Raw genomic sequence first — 16,994 nt, forward strand, 5'->3', positions numbered from 1 at the left:
AAGCCGCAACCCATTGATTACAAACCAGTTGGTTGATCAATCGAGAAAGCAGCTCCCCATAGAAGGTTTACCTACCTCCCGCGCAGGGCCTTGAGTTTGGCCAGTGCCTCGGGGCTCAGGCGACTGCCCAGAGTCATCTTGATCTGCGGAGCCTCCTCTGCCTCGCGGACGTCGTTATCGATCTGTTTGATCTCGTCCACCAGCATGCGGCTCGAGATGCGTGTAACGCCCTTGCCCATGACGACGGCTTGAATTGTGCCGTCACTCGATACCACGGAGCACGCGCGGCCTTCCTCGCGCGCCTCAATGCAGAGCTTTTGTACCACGGTATCGGCCGATACACCCGTCGGCGAAAACTCGATGCGCACGCCGCGAGCCGGCAGGTTGGGGCGCTCGCTAGAGATATTGCCAGCGCCGTCAAACACAATCACGGCCTCGTAGCGGCCCTGGGCAAAGGCGGCAACGTCGTTGATAAGGGCGGTGCGCGCCATATCGTGAACGTCGCTGGAATACGGATCGTCGGAATGGTCGTACACGAGCTTTTCGTAGCGCGGCGTGCAGTGGATCACGTTGTAGCCGTCGACCACCAGCAGCTCGGGCTTATTGGAGTGCACCGTGGAGACCGGGTCGGCGATAGCCTGCGCAAACGCATTGCCGCCTACGCCGTAGGTCGCGGCCGAGACAATCGGCTTGGCCGAGCCTTCGCCAAAGCGCTTGGCCTTAGACTTGGCGCGGTTCTTCTTGGACATGCGCTACTCCTCCCCCATGAGCTCGCCGGCGTTGCGACGTAGCCACTCAAAGCACAGTGCCGTCGTTGCCTGGGCAACGTTGAGGCTCTCGGTCATGCCACGCTGAGGAAGCTTGGTCAAAAAGTCGCATTTCTCGAGTACCAGGCGCGAGATACCGTCGCCCTCGGAGCCCATGACAAGCGCCACGCGGCCCTCGAAGGGAGCATCCCAGCAACTGCCCTCGGCGTGCTCGGAGGCACCGCCCACCCAAAAGCCAGCGGCCTTAAGATCGTCGAGTGCACGAGCGATATTGGGGACCTGTGCGATAGGCAGATGCATGACGGCGCCGGCTGAGGTCTTGTAGCTGCCCACGGTCACGCCGGCAGCGCGCTTGTTGGCAATAATGACGCCCGCGGCGCCTACAACCTCGGCGGAGCGCACGATGGCGCCAAAGTTGCCGTCATCGGTCACGTGGTCGAGCACCACGACAAGTGCCGGACCCTCGCCTGCACGGTCGAGGATATCGGCGACATCGGCATAAGGGAAGTTACCCACCTCGAGCGCAATGCCCTGGTGAGCGCCATGGCTCGACAGCGCATCGAGCTGCGCGCGCGGCACATACTTAATGCGGACACCCGCGGCGTTGAGGTCATCGACCAGACGAGACAGGGCGGCATCGCGCTCCCCGCCCTCGGCAATGAGCGCGCACTTGATGGGAAAACCGGTGCGCAGCGCCTCGACGGCAGCGCGACGACCTTCGATAAACTCGCCCTTGGGAGCCTGGACAGCGTCGCGGTTGCGATCGCGCTGCGGACGCGCAGCTTGGGTGCGATCGCGCTGGCCCTTGGAAGCGGCAGCGCGGTCATTTCGGCGAATCGGACGCGAGCCAGAAGCGGCCTGTTTGCCGCCACGAGGCGCGCGCTTGCGATTGTCGGCCATAGGACGGCCTCCTAAATACAACTATCAAACGAAACAAATAGACCGACCGCCCGAAGTGCGGCAGATTGCCTTGAAAGAAGAGGGCATAGACCTTGAGGTCATGCCCGACGATTGAAAGGCAAGGTGCCGTGGCTCGGGCGGTCGGGTGCTTGGGAAACCCGCAGGGGTTAGAGGGATTTGATACGGGTGCCGGCGGCGGTATCTTCAATCGTCAGGCCCAGGTCCTTGAGTTGATCGCGGATGGCGTCTGCCAAGTCCCAGTTTTTGGCGGCACGGGCCTCGGCGCGAGCCTCGAGAATCTTGGCAGCGGCCTCGTCCACGTCGTCACCAGTGTAGGCGACCAAGCCGGCGGCAACGCCCAAAAGGCCCAGCGGCAGCTCGACCTTGGGCTCGGGAAGCTCAACGCCAAACGTATCGAGCAGCTCGACCAGCGTATCGGCGGCAGCAAGAGCCGCGGCCTTGTCGGCAGCGTCGCCCGCCTGCTCCAGATACTGATTGCACTCGGTGACAAAACCAAAGACGGCGCCCATGGCACCGGCGGTGTTAAAGTCGTCGTCCATGCACTCCTTAAAGGTGGCACGGGTCTCGGCAGCCTTGGCGGCAAACGCCTCAGATGCTGCCTCATCGGCATCGGCCGTCGCATGGTTCGCGGCCCAGCGCAGGTTCTCGACCGTACCGGCGATACGCGTGAGCGAATTCTCGGCACCCTCCAGGCGCTCCCAGGAGAAGTCGAGCGGCGAGCGATAGCTCGTCTGCAGCATCAGCAGGCGCAGGGCGGCAGCGGAGTGCTGCTCGAGCACCTCGGCCAGCGTAAAGAAGTTACCAAGCGACTTGGACATCTTCTCGCCGTCGACCAGCAGCATGCCCGTGTGCATCCAGGTGTTGGAGAAGCCCTGGTGCCAGGCGCAGGCAGCCTGGGCGCACTCGTTCTCGTGATGCGGGAAGGCAAGGTCGGAGCCACCGCCGTGAATGTCGATCGGGGTACCCAGGTAGCGGTGCACCATGGCGGCGCACTCGGTATGCCAACCGGGACGGCCCTCGCCCCAGGGGCTCGGCCAGCTGGGCTCGCCGGGCTTGGCGGCCTTCCACAGGGCAAAGTCGAGCGGGTCGTTCTTGTCCTCGTTCTCCTCGATACGCGCACCCACCATAAGGTCGTCGATGTTGCGGCCCGAGACCTGACCGTAGTTGGGATCGCTGCGCACGGAAAAGTACACGTCGCCGTTATCGGCGGCGTAAGCGTGGCCCTGCTCGATGAGCGCCTTGATCATGGCAATCATGGGGCCGATCTCCTTGGTGGCGCGAGGGCGCACATCGGGATCGAGCACGTTGGCAGCGCGCATGACGCCAATAAACTTATCCGAGAACTCCGTCGCGACCTCGGCGGCCGTACGGCCCTGCTCGTTGGCGCGCTTGATGATCTTGTCGTCGACATCGGTGAGGTTCTGGGCGAACGTGACCTCGTAGCCGCTCGCGATGAGCCAGCGTCGAATCACATCGAAGCTGATGAACGTGCGTGCGTTGCCGATGTGGATGTTGTCGTAAACCGTGGGGCCGCACACGTACATGCGGACCTTGCCGGGCTCGATGGGCTGGAACTCTTCCTTTTTATGGGTAGCGCTGTTGTAGATACGCATTCGTTACTCCTTAACGGTTTTCTGTAGCAGGCAGACGGCCCAGGCGCCAATTCCCTCGCCTTGACCTTCCCAACCGAGCTTTTCGGTCGTGGTGGCGGCGACGCCCACGTTTTCGACGTCAACGCCCAGGGCGTGGGCCAAGTTGGCACGCATGGCATCGCGGTGCGGGGTGATCTTAGGCTGCTGGCAGGCAATGGTGCAGTCGGCATCGACAAACTCAAAGCCCAGCTCGCGCGCATAGTCCATTACGCGGGCAAGCAACACCATCGAGTCGGCACCCTCGTAGGCGGGGTCGGTGTCGGGGAACAGCTTGCCAATGTCTCCCCCGCGGCAGGCGCCCAGAATAGCGTCGGACAGCGCGTGCGCGAGCACATCGGCATCCGAGTGGCCCAGCAGGCCGCGCTCGTAGGGAATGTCGACCCCGCCGATGATACATCGACGCCCCTCCACCAAACGGTGGACGTCGTAGCCGTGGCCAATGCGCAGGTTACTGAACATGGGGAAGGTCCTCTCTCTCGGCCATCCGCCCGAGCAAAATCGCGGTTACGGGACGCAAGTCCTCGGGCACCGTCACCTTAAGGTTGTCGCGCGGGCTCTGGACGCAGCGGACGCGCCCACCCATGCGCTCGACCAGTGACGAATCGTCCGTACCGATAAAGCCCTCGGCAATCGCCGCGGCATGGGCGCGTTTCATGGCGTCGACACTAAAGATCTGCGGCGTCTGCGCGGCCCAATAGAGTTCGCGTGGCGGCGTCTCGACGATGTTGTCCCCATCGACGATCTTGAGCGTGTCGATCGCGGGCTGGCCACACACGACACCGTCGAGCGAGCGGTCACTCACGAGCACGTCGATAGCGTGATCGATGGCCTCGGTAGTAATGAGCGGACGAGCGCCGTCGTGAATGGCGACGTATTCAAAGCCTGCCGGCACCGCATGCACGCCGGCACGAGTGGAGTCCTGGCGAGTATCGCCGGCATCGGCGAAGCTGATGGGTGTGTTATACGAATACGGGCTGATGGCCAGGCGGCGCATCTCGGCACGACGCTCGGCAGGGCAAACCACGACGATGTGGCCGACCTTATCGCTACGGTCAAACGCGCGGATGGACCAGCTCATAAGCGGACGGCCCGCTACATTGACGAGCTGCTTGCCACCGGGATTACCAAAGCGCTGGCCGCTGCCACCGGCAACGACCACGGCGCATACGGGCGCCATTATGCGTTCCCCTGTTTGGTGCCCTTCATGCGGTACAGGGAGTCCGCAAGAATGGCAGGGTTGTTAACGCCAAAGTCGCCCAGGCGCTCCGGATCCTTGCTGATGTCGTCCATGAGCTCCTGCAGCGAGCCATACTCGTCGACGATCTTCTCGGCCACGCCGTCGCGCACGACGGACACGCGCGAAAGCGTGCGCAGGCCCAGCGGCGTCATGACGGAGTCCTCGTCCAGGTCGTCGTAACCCAGAACCGCCGCCACATGCTGCGGGTCGGACAAGTCCTTGGGCGTCATACGGCTAAGCTCGGCACGGATCTTCTCGGCGTTTGCCTCGGAGGAATCGCTTGCGTAGTCGCGAATCATCAAGTCGTATTCGGTATCCATGCTGGAGCCGGCGAGCTGCTCGAGCTGCATCTGCACGAGCTTGCCCTGGTTGCCCAGCTTGACAATGCAATCCTTAAGCTCGGTCTTTGCCTGCTGCATGATCTCGAAACTCGAGAAAATGCCGGTGATGTCGGCGAGCGTGACGTAGTCGTCCAGCTCGAGGGCCGTCAGACGCAGCAGGGAGCGGTCGAGCGACTGACGGGTGGTCTGAAGCGTAGCGACGAGCTGGTTGACCGAGCTCATGATGGTGGTGACGGGCTGAATCTCATAGCTCTTGCCGTGCACATACACGTTGACGACGGCACGACGGGCCGAGACCGAGATCACGATGGCGTCGGTGAGCACCGACATGCGAGCGGCAGTACGGTGACGCATGCCCGTCTCGCTCGTGGCGAGCGAGGGGTCGGGATTGAGGTGGAAATTGGCGCGCAGGATCTGGGTAAGGTCGCCGTCGATGACGATGGCGCCGTCCATCTTGGAAAGCTCGAACAGGCGGTTCGAGGTAAACGAAATGTTGAGCGGGAAGCCGTCGTTACCGGCAGCGAGCACGTTTTCGGTGTCGCCGACGCAGATAAGGGCGCCCAGGTGACCGGCGATGATCATGTCAAGGGCGGTGCGGATCGGCTGACCAGGTGCCGTCAGGCGGATGGCCTGTTCCATACGCTTTTGCAGCTCGTTCTTATCCAAGGCATCGCTCCCATCGTATACGCTCCATAAACGTCAATAAGTTTCTCACGGTTTGCCCCTGTGACGCCCGCAAATTCCGATGCTTACAGAATGAGCGAACACCGCTTAGGTAGCTCATTTGGGACGGGGCTCTTTTGGCTGCTCATGTGGTAGCATCGGGTCTCATATAAATGAGGGAGTGGTCGTGTAATCGGGTTCGCCCGCAGAGAGGGGGCCAGACTATGGGACTCGCAGAGCTCGTGTTGCTCGCCGTTGGCCTTTCGATGGACGCCTTTGCCGTTTCCATCTGCAAGGGTCTCGGCATGAAAAAGATCAACCTTAAAGTCGCCGTTGTGCTCGGCCTGTTCTTTGGCGGCTTTCAGGCCGGCATGCCCGTAATCGGCTGGGCACTCGGTAGCCAGTTCATGGGCATCATCGGTCCCACAGACCATTGGGTCGCCTTTATCCTTTTGGCCTTTATCGGCGGCAAGATGCTGTGGGAAGCCTTTACCGAAGACGAGGATGAGGACGAAGGCGACGGCAAGGATGCCGAAAAGATCGACCTGGGCGAGTACCTAATCCTTGCCATCGCCACCTCGATTGACGCGCTCGCCGTGGGCATCTCGTTTGCCGCGCTCTCGGTCGATATCGTGCCCTCTGTATCACTTATCGGCGTCACAACGTTTATCTTCTCCGTCGCCGGCGTAGCGATCGGTCACACCTTTGGCGCGCGCTACGAAAAACCCGCCACCATCGTGGGTGGCGTCGTACTCGTCCTCATCGGGCTTAAGATCCTACTTGAGCACCTTGGGATCCTCGCACTGTAACGAATAACGGCCGCCCGGCATTACGCCAGGCGGCCGTTTTCATAGCCAGCCGTTTTAGAGCGGCTTAACCAAGGCGACCTTTACGCGGCAAGGCGCTTGAGGACGTCGATGAGCAGCTCGTAGAAGCGCTCGGCAGAAGCGAGCTCCATGCTCTCGTCCGGGGTGTGGACATCGGAGAGCGTCGGGCCCACGGCGATGGCGTCCAGGCCGTGCAGGGCCTCGGCAAACAGGCCGCACTCAAGGCCGGCGTGAATGGACTCGATGCGCAGCTCGGAGCCAAAGAGCTCGCGATAGCTCTCGACAAAGACGTCGCGGACCGGCGAATGCTCGGCATAGCTCCAGCCGGGATACTCGAACTCAAACTTGGCGTCGAAGCCCAGGACATCGGCCAGCGTCTGCAGGCGGTCCTTGAACTCGTTCTGCAGCGAGGTGATCGAGGAGCGCGGGGACAGCATGATCTTGACCTCGTCGTCAGAAGTGGCAACCACACCGATGTTGGAGGAAACCTCAACGGAGCCGTCGGTAGCGACGTTGCGACGGATCACGCCGTTGGGGGCAAGACGCAGGGCGCGGATGAGGGCAAGCGCGGACTTCTCGTCCATGGCCTCGACCTCGGCGTCGTCGGCAATCTCGACAGTGCAGGTAAAGCCGGGGTCGAAGACCTCGAGCTCGGCAGTGACGTCGGCGATAATGCCCTTTGCGATCTGGGCCGCGGCCTCGGCGGCAGCGTGGTCGGCGTAGACCAGAACAGCCTTGCACTCACGGTTGATGGCGTTGTCCTTGGTGCCGCCGTTAAAGCTAACGATGGCGGGCTCGCCGGCAACCATCAGGCGGTCGATGATGCGGGCCATGATGAGGTTGCCGTTGCCGCGCTCCAGGTGGATATCGCTGCCGGAGTGACCGCCCAGCAGGCCGGAGATGTCGAACGTGAGGGTGCTACCGGTCTTGTGCTCGCGCGCGATCGGGCAGGTGTAGGTAACGACGACGCCGCCGGCGCAGCTGACGGTGGCAACGCCCTCTTCCTCGGAGTCAAGGTTGATCATGGTGCGGGCGCTAATCTGGGACTTGTCGAGCGTCTCGGCGCCGACCAGGCCAGTCTCCTCGTCGGTGGTGAATACGCACTCGAGGGCGGGGTGAACGATCGAATCGTCATCGAGAACAGTGAGCATCAGAGCGACGGCGATACCGTTGTCGGCGCCCAGCGTGGTGCCGTTAGCGGTGAGAACGCCGTCCTTGACGAGCAGATCGATACCATCGGTCGTAAAGTCGTGCTCAACGGAGCCCAACTTGTCGCACACCATATCGATGTGGCCCTGCAGCATCACGGTCGGGGCATTCTCGGCACCGGCAGATGCGGGCTTGCGAATGATGACGTTGTAGACCTCGTCCTGATACACATCGAGACCGCGCTCCTTGGCAAACGCAACCAGGAAATCGCTGATGCCCTTCTCGTTGCCAGACCCACGGGGGATCGCGCTGACCTCCTCAAAGAAATGGAACAGCTGGGCGGGCTCATAGCCGGTGATCTTGTAGTCCATGGTGCCTCCTTGGCGCAACTGGTTAGACAATAAGACATGCGCCTTGTATATTCCCAGACTTCGTTTGCATAAACCAGTCGAAAACGCCGAGCGCTCTCGCATCATCGGCTAACGGCGGAGAAACGCCGCTTTATTAAGATAAAGCAGGTAGACGGACCGCGCCGAAGGGACGTTGGACCCTTCAACCAACCTCAACGCCTGATCAACGCTTATGCATACACCGTTGGTATGTTTAATGAGATTTGCTTTGAACGAGGGGCCTTTCCAACAAAAAAGGGCGCTCCTTTGGAACGCCCTCGTGGACACAAGGTTTTGTTACGCCCTACAGCGCGCCGGAACCGGCTTGCATCATGCCGCCGGGGCCCGAGCTTACGCCACTGCTCACAGGCGCGGCGTTTCCGGTGTGCGGCGCTTCCGGAGCGGTATCGCCCCCAAGCGCACCTGCCGGACGCGGCGCTGGGATCTCGCCCGTACCGTGGCTAAAGACGAACTTGCCGTCGGCCACGTCGCACATGACGGTATCGCCGCTGCCCCACTCGCCGGCCAGCAGCTCCTCGGATAGCGGATCCTCGATGAGCTTTTGGATGGCGCGGCGCAGCGGACGTGCGCCGTTGGTGAGGTCGGTACCCTCGGCTACGATCTTGTCGTAGGCCGCATCGGTGAGTTTGATGTTCATGCCGTTGGCAATCAGGCGCTGGCGCAGGTCGTCCACCAGCAGGTGAGCGATCTTGGTCAGGTTCTCGCCCGAAAGCTTCTGAAACACCACGATGTCATCGATACGGTTGAGCAGCTCGGGGCGGAACAGGCGCTTGAGTTCGCCCATCGCACGGCCCTTAATCTCGCTCGAGGTAAGACCCTGCTCACCGGTGGTGCCAAAGCCAACGCTCGCATCCTGCGCAATCTCGCGGGCGCCCACGTTGGACGTCATGATGATCACGGTGTTGCGGAAATCGACCGTCTTGCCCTGGCTATCGGTCAGGCGACCCTCCTCAAGCACCTGCAGCAAGATGTTGAAGATATCGGGGTGCGCCTTCTCGATCTCGTCGAACAGCACGACCGAGTACGGGTGACGGCGAACGGCCTTGGTGAGCTGACCGCCCTCGTCGTGGCCCACGTAGCCCGGGGGGCTACCGATAAGCTTGGAGACCTCGAACTCGCTGCCAAACTCCGACATGTCGAAGCTGATGAGCGCGTCCTTGCTGCCAAAGAGATACTCGGCGAGCGTCTTGGCGAGCTCGGTCTTGCCTGTGCCGGTAGGACCCAAGAAGATAAAGCTGCCGCCGGGACGACGCGGGTCCTTGAGCGGCGAGCGGCTGCGGCGCACTGCCTTGGCCACGGCCTCGACAGCCTCATCCTGGCCGATAATGCGGGTCTTGAGCACGCTTTCGGTCTGCAACAGACGACGGCTTTCGCTCTCGGTGAGCGAAGACACCGGCACGCCCGAGGTCACGGACACGATGTCGGCAACCTGGGCGACATCGATGGTGAGCGGGCTGGCGTCGAGCTCGGCCGTCCAAGCTGCCTTGGCCTCGGCGAGCTCAATCTCGGCAGCCTTCTGCTGCTCGGTAATCTCGGCGGCCTTGTTCATGTCGTCGCCCTCGGTGGCCTCCTGCGCGGCAGCCTTGAGCTCCTCCACGCGATGCTCGGCCTCGCGCACCGGCTCAGGCGCACGGTTGGCGGCAATGCGGGCGCGGGCGCCGGCCTCGTCGATGAGGTCGATGGCCTTATCGGGCAGGAAGCGATCCTGGATGTAGCGGTTGGAGAGGTTCGCGGCGGCCTCGATGGCACCCTGCGTATAGCGCACGTGGTGGTGCTCCTCGTAGCGCGGCTTGAGCGCGGTCAGGATCTTGACCGTGTCCTCGACGCTTGGCTCCTCAACATCGATGGTCTGGAAGCGGCGCTCGAAGGCCGGGTCCTTGGTGAGGTACTTGCGGAACTCCTCGGCCGTGGTGGCACCGATGATCTGGAAAGCGCCGCGCGCGAGCACGGGCTTGAGCATGGAGCTTGCATCGATGGATCCCTCGGCAGAACCGGCACCGATGATGGTGTGCATCTCGTCGATAAACAGGATGACGTCGTCGGCTTCGGTTGCCTCCTGGATTACGTTCTTGAGACGCTCCTCAAACTCACCGCGATATTTGGCGCCCGCGACAAGACCCGGCAGGTCGAGCGTCCAGATGTTCTGGTTCATAAGGTTCTCGGGCACGTTGCCGGCAGCGATCTGCTGCGCCAGGCCCTCGACGATGGCCGTCTTGCCCACGCCGGGGTCACCCAAGATAAGCGGGTTGTTCTTGGTGCGGCGCGAAAGGATCTCCATCATGCGCTGGACTTCCTTTTCGCGACCGATCACCGGGTCGAGCTCGCCGTCGCGCGCCTTCTGCGTAAGGTTGGTGGCGAACTGCTTGAGCGTGTCGGTGCCGCTCCCCTTTTGCTGCGAGGCGTCCGAGCCGCTAAAGAACGGCAGGCCTGTACCGGGACGCCCGGCACCGGCACCGGCGAGCGGGCGCTTCTTGTCTTGATCCTTGGCGGTAAGCTTCTCGATGGCTTTTTTAATGGAAGCGGACGAAACACCCAGGCGCATGAGAATGTCCATGGCCATGCCGTTGCCCTCTTCGACGATACCGATGAGCAGGTGCTCGGTCGACACATAGGTCTGGTTGTTCTCGCGCGCCACGCGGAAGGAACGCTCCATCACGCTGATGACGAGCGGCGTAAAGGCGAGCTTAGCGGCCTCGGTCTCCTCGCTGGGCTCGGGAACGGTGGTCTGGACCTCCTTGAGCGTGTCCATGATGTCATCGTAGGAGATATCGAGTGAGCGCAGTGCCTCGGCGGCAATGCCCTCGTCCTCCTTGGCGAGCGCGAGCAGCAGATGCTCGGTACCCACCTTATTTGAGTGAAGATCGAGCGCCTCCTGCTTGGCCATGGACATGACCTTGCGCGCGCGATCGGTAAAACGGTCCAACATGCTAGTTCCTCTTAGACGAGCTAGTTTTTCAAACGCAAAGCGCCACTCGTGGCGGCGCTTTGGTCTCTTTACCCATATGGAGTATATGTTAACCGCTGTGGCCTTTTCCGCGTGCAGCCATACGACAACGTCTACAAAAAAGGAATCGCCGGGTGCGGCGGGCGCTCTAGGTTAGTGGCTCTTGCCTAGCAGACGGGCTCGGCGTCCATACTCTCGGCAACGTCATCGACGACATCGGCAACGGGAGCGCCCGGCATACGTACGAGCTCCATATGCTGCTCTTCAAAGACGGTTCCCATGGGGAAGGCATGGCGGAAGATAAAGCGAGCAACCGGACCAGCCACCAGCAGGTTCCAGGGCAGGGCCATGATAAAGTTGCGCGGAATGTTGACGAGCCACATCATCGGCAGCACCTGCAGATTGGCAAGCGGGCCGCCGGGCATATGGAGCAGGCCTTCGCACGCGCCGTAGAGCGACATGATGATGACCATGGGAACGACCATGCAGGAGCTGACGGCGAGCGTCATGGCAAGCGGTGAGCTCTTACCCGGCGTGACCAGGAATTTAAAAGCGAAACCCTTGGCAAGGGGACTGGCAACAAACCAGTCGCAGCACATGGCAAAAATATAGGCAACGGGGAAGCCGAGCCACGCGGCGGCAATGACCTCGCCGTTGATGGCCCCATGCTGCAGGGCAACGTTGTAGATGCTCATCCAGAGCACCATGCAAAAGCACATGATAAAGGTAAACAGCAAGCTCTCTCGTTTATTGATAGGCATAAAGGGCAAAATCCTTTCTGTGTTACGCCGCGGTGCACAACAAAAACGGGCGGGCGAGATGGAGCTACTGGGACTTCATCTCGCCCGCCCGTGGTACGTGCGTCTGCGACTACTTATGTGGTGGAACTACCCTAACACGAACGGCGCGCGCTTCGTAAGCGTTGAGTTTATGAAGATGCAGGGCACCGATAATCCCCCGACCCCATAAGTTGCAGTGGAATACGGACTGTTTTGACCCTTTAAGCAGCAATTCAGTCCCTATTTCACCGCAACTCATTTGGTGCAAAGTAACCTGTCCCCCTTGTACCAATTAGCTGGTGTAGCGCCAGCGAGGGTCGGTGAGCGTACGCGCCACACCCAGCCCAACGGGCAGAAACGCTACGATGAGCACTGCGCGCACAAACCAGCCGAGCATATTGACTGTGTCGAAGGTGCACATGTAATACATAGAGCGATAGAGATACAGACCGGGCACCATAATGACAATCGAAGGCACCGTGAGGGCGATGCGCGGGTAGGTGAGCTTGACTTCGGCCAAGCTTGCCAGCAGACCCGATACCAGCGCGCCGATAAACGCTGCTGCCTCGGGAGGCATTCCCGTGCTGAGGCCCAGGAAGGGAATCATCGTCGGCGCATCGACAAGGGTCAGACGCAGGGTATTTGACACGGCGCCGATCAACCCAGCTGCCGCGGCCATCTTTACCGGGCTGTTGAACATCACCGAGAAGCCGAATACGCCAACGAAGCTCATCACCACGCGCAGGAGCGTAAGGGCAAGCGGCGAAAGGCCCAGTGGGGCAAAGTCGTCCGGCGCCAGTCCCACACACTCGGCAACCATCCAACCTACGAGGGTCGCCATCACAATAATCGACACAGCATACGAAAGACGCTCGATACCGCTTCGCATGTCGAGCTTAGCGATGTCGAGACCTGCCGTAATGAGCGGAAAGCCAGGAATCACAAAGAGCATGGCGCCGATATAGCCTTCTTGGTGCGACATTGCACCCGGAACAACCTGGGCGAGGCCGAGCAATGCCAGCAAATATGAGATACAGGCCAGTGCGACACCGAGCGTCAAAGCGCTGAACTGACCAAGGCCTTGCTTGAGAATATGGGAGCGGGCAAAGTTGCCGACACCCGCGCCCACGAACGCGCATGCCATCTCAATGGGACCGCCACCAAGTAAAAAGACAAAGGCGCCACAGGCGCAGGCTGCCGCAAGGCCCTGTTGCCAGGGCGCGTAATCAGGTTTTGAACTCTCAACGGTCTTGAGCATCTCGTGATACTCGTGCACCGTGAAGCGACGACCATAGGTCTCGATTTCCTTGAGGAAACTCTCCATCATCCAAATGCGATGGGTGTTGACGCCGGTTGTCGGCAGACTGACGACCTCGTTAAAGCAGTGGCCATCTTCGATGCAAGTACACTCAAACGACAGGAGACTTAAGTCAACATGGATGGTGACACCGAGTACGGCGGCGACTCGATTCATGGTATCGCGTACGCGCCAGGCACCCGTTCCACTCGCGAGCATAAGCATACCGGTGCGGCAGACGATGGATGATTTATCGGTGAGCGGCGCATCGACGGCAAATTCATCGCCTGCCGTCACGATCTGGTGCCAGTCAGTTTTCATATGGAGCGCGCCGGCACGAACGCCGTGGTGCATGGGGGCTCTCGAAAGCAGCGAGTTAAGGCGCGAAGACTGTGGGGACTCCGTTGATTCGTCCTCAACCTCATCAGTCTCTTCATCGACCAGATCAAAGGAATCAAGCGGCGCTGGCTCGCGACGGTCGATCAGCTCCTCGTCCTCATCATCAAAGTAATTGAACTGATCGAGCATGTCCTCTTCGATTGCGCGCTCGCTCGCATCGTCCATCCCGGTGCTCCCTTCCTATCGACTAACCCCCATCCTAGACAGCGACGGCTAAAGGAAACATAAAAGAGACAACTGTCATGCGAGACATGTGCACAATAGCCGTTGGGTAGTCGTTTAAGAACGTCCCCAACGACTACTCCGGCAACGCCGATGTTTTGGCAACGACAGCGAGCGACGTCCAGGGCGAACAAGTTGGCATGAAAAAGGCAAGGCATAGACCTTCTGGTCATGCCTTGCCTTTTGAATGACAAATTGTCGCCCTGGGCGGCGCGCAGCGTCGAGCCGTTACGCGGTTCGTAGAACCGCGTAACCCCCTAGTACATCTTTGCGCCGGCGGGGATGGAAGCGTCGAGCTGAATCAGATTGAGGCGCTCCTCGCCCTCCTCCTCGTGGATGGCACTGATGAGCATGCCGCAGCTGGGGATGCCCATCATCTTGCGCGGAGGAAGGTTGGTGATGGCGAGCAGGGTCTTGCCGACCAGGTCCTCGGGCTCATAGTATTCATGGATGCCAGAAAGGATGGTGCGGTCGGCACCGGTACCGTCGTCGAGCGTAAAGTTCAGCAGTTTCTTGGACTTCTTGACGGCCTCGCACGCCTTGACCTTCACAGCGCGGAAATCGCTCTTGGAGAAGGTATCGAAGTCGACGAACTCCTCGAACAGCGGCTCAACGGCGATCTTGGAGTAATCGAGCGTGGGCTTAAGCGACTTAACGAACGGGCTCGCGGCGTTGCCGGCCTCGGCGGCCTTGGCGGCAGCGGCACCGGACTGGAAACCCTTCTCGGGCTTCATGTGCGGGAACAGCAGGACGTCGCGGATAGAAGCCTGGTTGGTAAGTAGCATGACCACGCGGTCGATACCAATGCCAATGCCGCCCGCGGGAGGCATACCGTACTCGAGGGCGCGCACGTAGTCCTCGTCATACTCCATGGCCTCATCGTCGCCGCCGGCCTTCTCGGCCATCTGGGCGGCAAAGCGCTCAGCCTGGTCGACCGGGTCGTTGAGCTCGGAGAATGCGTTGGCGTACTCGTGGCCGGCGATGACCAGCTCAAAGCGGTGGGTCAGACGCGGATCGTCCTCAAAACGCTTGGCGAGCGGGCTGACCTCGATGGGGTAATCGCACACGAAGGTCGGGTTGACGATGGTGTCCTCGCCCAGCTCATCGTAAATCTCGGCGATGATCTTGCCTGCAGTCCACTCGGGCTTGATCTCCAGGCCCTTCTCGCGCGCGGCGGCAGCAAGCTCCTCGACAGGCGTGTCGATGGTGACCTTCTTGCCGAGCACGTCAGAGACAATATCAGTCATGGGGCGGCTTGCCCACTCACCGGAAAGATCGATGGTCTGGCCCTGGTACTCGATGACCTCGGGGTTGCCGATGGCCTTGTTGGCAGCCTTGATGACGCCCTGGGCGAGCGCCTTCATGCCCTCGAGATCGGAGAAGGCACGGTAGGCCTCCATCGTGGTGAACTCGGGGTTGTGGGTGAGGTCCATGCCCTCGTTACGGAAGATACGACCGATCTCGAAGACGCGCTCAAAGCCACCGACGATGCAGCGCTTGAGGTGCAGCTCGGTAGCAATGCGCAGGTAGCACTCCTGATCGAGAGCGTTAAAGTGCGTGATGAACGGCTTAGCCGTAGCGCCACCCTGAATGGTCTGCAGAATGGGAGTCTCGACCTCCATGTAGCCGTCGGACTCCATAAAGCGACGGAAGGTGGAGAGGATCTGCGAGCGTTTGCGGAAGGTCTCGCGAACATCGTCGTTGGCGATCAGGTCGACGTAGCGCTGACGATAGCGGGTCTCCTTGTCGGAGAGACCGTGGAACTTCTCGGGCAGCGGGCGAACGGCCTTGGAGAGCAGGGTCGCGCTCTTAGGGGCGACGGAGAGCTGGCCGCGCTGAGTGCGCACAACCACACCGGTCACACCCAGGATATCGCCAAGGTCGAGGGCCTTGAGCGTATTCCAGGCTGCCTCGTCCATGTCGTTGATGCGGCAGAACAGCTGAATCTCGGCGGTTGCGTCGCGCACGACGATGAACATGATCTTGCCCTGACCACGCTTGGCGACCACGCGGCCGCCGATCTTCACGACGTCCTCGGTGTCTTCGCCATCGGCAAGATCGGCATACTTAGCCTCGATGTCGGCAACGTAGTCCTCGATCTCGGAGTGCTCGGGATAGGGGTTCTGGCCCGCCTCGAACAGGGCGGCGCGCTTGGCCAGGCGCGTGGCACGCTCGTCGTTGAGCGTCGATGCCTGCTCGGCGGCGTTTTGGTTCTCTGCCATAAGTTAGCTCCTCAAACTAAAACGCTCCCCAGGATTCGGTCCCAGGGAGCGAAAACATACCTTTACGCGGGACCGTGGTCTAGCGTGTGATCTTGGCGATGGTGTAGACGCGAGTCTTGCCGGAAGGCGTAACGACCTCGACGGAGTCGCCCTCGCCGTGGCCGATGATGGCGTGGCCGACCGGGGACTCGTTGGAGATCTTGTGCTCGAGCGAGTTGGTCTCGGTGGTACCGACGAGCGTGACTTCCATGACCTCACCGTTGGGATCAATCAGCGAAACGGTGGAACCGATGGAGACGGTCAGATCGCCCGTGGTGGCAGCAACCTGAGCGTTGGCGAGAATAGCCTGAATCTCGGCAATGCGAGCAGCATTCTGAGCCTGCTTGTCCTTGGCGGCATCGTACTCGGAGTTCTCCGAAAGGTCGCCAAACGCGCGGGCTTCCTTGATGTCCTCGACGATCTCCTTGGCGTAATCGCCCTCACGCCAAGCGAGCTCCTCGACGAGCTTCTGGCGGCCCTCAGCGGTCAGTACGATCTGGCTTGCGTCCATACGGATATCTCCCCAACTATGATGTAACAATCAACTGTCAACATAACGAAAAAGACCGGCTAGCCTGCGGGCAAGCCGGTCAGGTGCTCACCCCAAAGGGATGGGACTACTCTGCGTCCGCGTCGCCGTCCTCTGCCTTCTTTTTCTTGGCGGCGGCGAGCTGGGCCTCGAGCTCTGCGATCTTCTTGTCCTCCTCGGACTCCTCGACCACAACGTCCTCGGCCTGCTTGGTCTCGTCCTTATCGTCGCCCTCCATACCCTCGCGGATATTCTTGACGGTAGAGCCGAGGGACTTGCCGAGCTTCGGCAGGTTCTTGGGCCCGAAGATAATCAGGACAACGACGAGAATAATGATGAGCTCAGGAGCCCTCAGTCCAAACATGTAGACCTCCACAAAACAGCGAGACAAGCTCGAATGAGTATACCGCGGGTATCGCGGTATCACAACAATAGCTAAAAAAAGGGACCGCAAGAAGCGGTCCCTTCTCATGCTCTGGTCGGGTTGACTGGATTTGAACCAGCGACCCCTGCGTCCCGAACGCAGTGCTCTACCAAACTGAGCCACAACCCGTTAGCTCGACTATAGTAACAAAGTTTTTCGCCACGTGCTAGAG

15 protein-coding genes and 1 tRNA gene are annotated in these 16,994 nt (G+C 60.8%); 2 read left to right on the forward strand and 14 right to left on the reverse strand.

Translation table 11 applies throughout. The features are described 5' to 3' along the window. Positions 1-71: 71 nt before the first annotated feature. The 6 genes from ACTQ40_RS02230 to disA all read right to left on the reverse strand — a co-directional run bounded on the left by ACTQ40_RS02230 (position 72) and on the right by disA (position 5,557). Positions 72-749, reverse strand: a complete 678-nt coding sequence (locus ACTQ40_RS02230; RefSeq protein ID WP_154514764.1) for an NYN domain-containing protein — start codon at positions 747-749, stop codon at positions 72-74. Positions 750-752: 3 nt separating this feature from the next. After that, the gene (rlmB, locus tag ACTQ40_RS02235) at positions 753-1,667 is read right to left on the reverse strand and encodes a 23S rRNA (guanosine(2251)-2'-O)-methyltransferase RlmB (protein ID WP_427796169.1); all 915 of its coding nucleotides are present in this window, start codon (positions 1,665-1,667) and stop codon (positions 753-755) included. 167 nt (positions 1,668-1,834) lie between these two features. Next, positions 1,835-3,301 (reverse strand): cysteine--tRNA ligase, encoded by a 1,467-nt coding sequence (cysS, locus tag ACTQ40_RS02240; RefSeq protein WP_441038940.1) that lies wholly within the window; start codon positions 3,299-3,301, stop codon positions 1,835-1,837. Between the two features lie 3 nt (positions 3,302-3,304). Then, positions 3,305-3,799, reverse strand: coding sequence for a 2-C-methyl-D-erythritol 2,4-cyclodiphosphate synthase (gene ispF / locus ACTQ40_RS02245; protein WP_427796171.1), 495 nt, complete (start codon positions 3,797-3,799; stop codon positions 3,305-3,307). After that, positions 3,789-4,517, reverse strand: a complete 729-nt coding sequence (gene ispD, locus ACTQ40_RS02250; RefSeq protein ID WP_154514770.1) for a 2-C-methyl-D-erythritol 4-phosphate cytidylyltransferase — start codon at positions 4,515-4,517, stop codon at positions 3,789-3,791. The genes ispF and ispD overlap by 11 nt, the downstream gene beginning before the upstream one ends. After that, positions 4,517-5,557 carry a DNA integrity scanning diadenylate cyclase DisA gene (disA, locus tag ACTQ40_RS02255; protein WP_370450554.1) on the reverse strand — a complete coding sequence of 347 codons (1,041 nt, stop codon included), beginning with the start codon at positions 5,555-5,557 and terminating at the stop codon, positions 4,517-4,519. Before disA ends, ispD begins: the two co-directional genes overlap by 1 nt. 248 nt (positions 5,558-5,805) lie before the next feature. Here disA and ACTQ40_RS02260 point away from each other — a divergent pair, with 248 nt between their 5' ends. Next, positions 5,806-6,390: a manganese efflux pump MntP gene (locus ACTQ40_RS02260; protein ID WP_441535964.1), complete on the forward strand. Its 585-nt coding sequence runs from the start codon at positions 5,806-5,808 to the stop codon at positions 6,388-6,390. A gap of 80 nt (positions 6,391-6,470) precedes the next feature. Here the strand turns inward: ACTQ40_RS02260 and ACTQ40_RS02265 are convergent, their stop codons facing one another. From ACTQ40_RS02265 to ACTQ40_RS02275, 3 genes are all read right to left on the reverse strand, one after another. Next, positions 6,471-7,928, reverse strand: coding sequence for an aminoacyl-histidine dipeptidase (locus ACTQ40_RS02265; protein WP_154514776.1), 1,458 nt, complete (start codon positions 7,926-7,928; stop codon positions 6,471-6,473). Positions 7,929-8,250: 322 nt separating this feature from the next. Continuing rightward, positions 8,251-10,893: an ATP-dependent Clp protease ATP-binding subunit gene (locus ACTQ40_RS02270; RefSeq protein WP_441535963.1), complete on the reverse strand. Its 2,643-nt coding sequence runs from the start codon at positions 10,891-10,893 to the stop codon at positions 8,251-8,253. 185 nt (positions 10,894-11,078) lie between these two features. Beyond that, positions 11,079-11,606: a DUF2798 domain-containing protein gene (locus ACTQ40_RS02275; RefSeq protein ID WP_441563242.1), complete on the reverse strand. Its 528-nt coding sequence runs from the start codon at positions 11,604-11,606 to the stop codon at positions 11,079-11,081. On the opposite strand from ACTQ40_RS02275, the gene ACTQ40_RS02280 reads away from it, so the two are divergent. After that, complete coding sequence (locus tag ACTQ40_RS02280) at positions 11,599-11,880, forward strand: hypothetical protein (RefSeq protein WP_427727022.1); 282 nt, start codon at positions 11,599-11,601, stop codon at positions 11,878-11,880. The genes ACTQ40_RS02275 and ACTQ40_RS02280 overlap by 8 nt on opposite strands. Before the next feature lie 102 nt (positions 11,881-11,982). On the opposite strand, the gene ACTQ40_RS02285 is transcribed toward ACTQ40_RS02280, so the two are convergent. The 5 genes from ACTQ40_RS02285 to ACTQ40_RS02305 all read right to left on the reverse strand — a co-directional run bounded on the left by ACTQ40_RS02285 (position 11,983) and on the right by ACTQ40_RS02305 (position 16,951). Beyond that, the gene (locus tag ACTQ40_RS02285) at positions 11,983-13,551 is read right to left on the reverse strand and encodes a threonine/serine ThrE exporter family protein (protein WP_441535961.1); all 1,569 of its coding nucleotides are present in this window, start codon (positions 13,549-13,551) and stop codon (positions 11,983-11,985) included. Between the two features lie 314 nt (positions 13,552-13,865). Beyond that, positions 13,866-15,830, reverse strand: coding sequence for a lysine--tRNA ligase (gene lysS, locus ACTQ40_RS02290; RefSeq protein ID WP_154514782.1), 1,965 nt, complete (start codon positions 15,828-15,830; stop codon positions 13,866-13,868). A gap of 79 nt (positions 15,831-15,909) precedes the next feature. Then, a complete protein-coding gene (greA, locus tag ACTQ40_RS02295) occupies positions 15,910-16,380 on the reverse strand; it encodes a transcription elongation factor GreA (protein ID WP_441535960.1) in 471 nt (156 codons plus the stop codon). Between the two features lie 106 nt (positions 16,381-16,486). Beyond that, a complete protein-coding gene (tatA, locus tag ACTQ40_RS02300; protein ID WP_195838497.1) occupies positions 16,487-16,762 on the reverse strand; it encodes a twin-arginine translocase TatA/TatE family subunit in 276 nt (91 codons plus the stop codon). 112 nt (positions 16,763-16,874) lie between these two features. Beyond that, positions 16,875-16,951: transfer RNA gene (locus ACTQ40_RS02305), tRNA-Pro, on the reverse strand. Positions 16,952-16,994 lie beyond the last annotated feature (43 nt).

The organism is Collinsella sp. Sow4_D11, assembly GCF_052116465.1.
Lineage (GTDB): Bacteria > Actinomycetota > Coriobacteriia > Coriobacteriales > Coriobacteriaceae > Collinsella.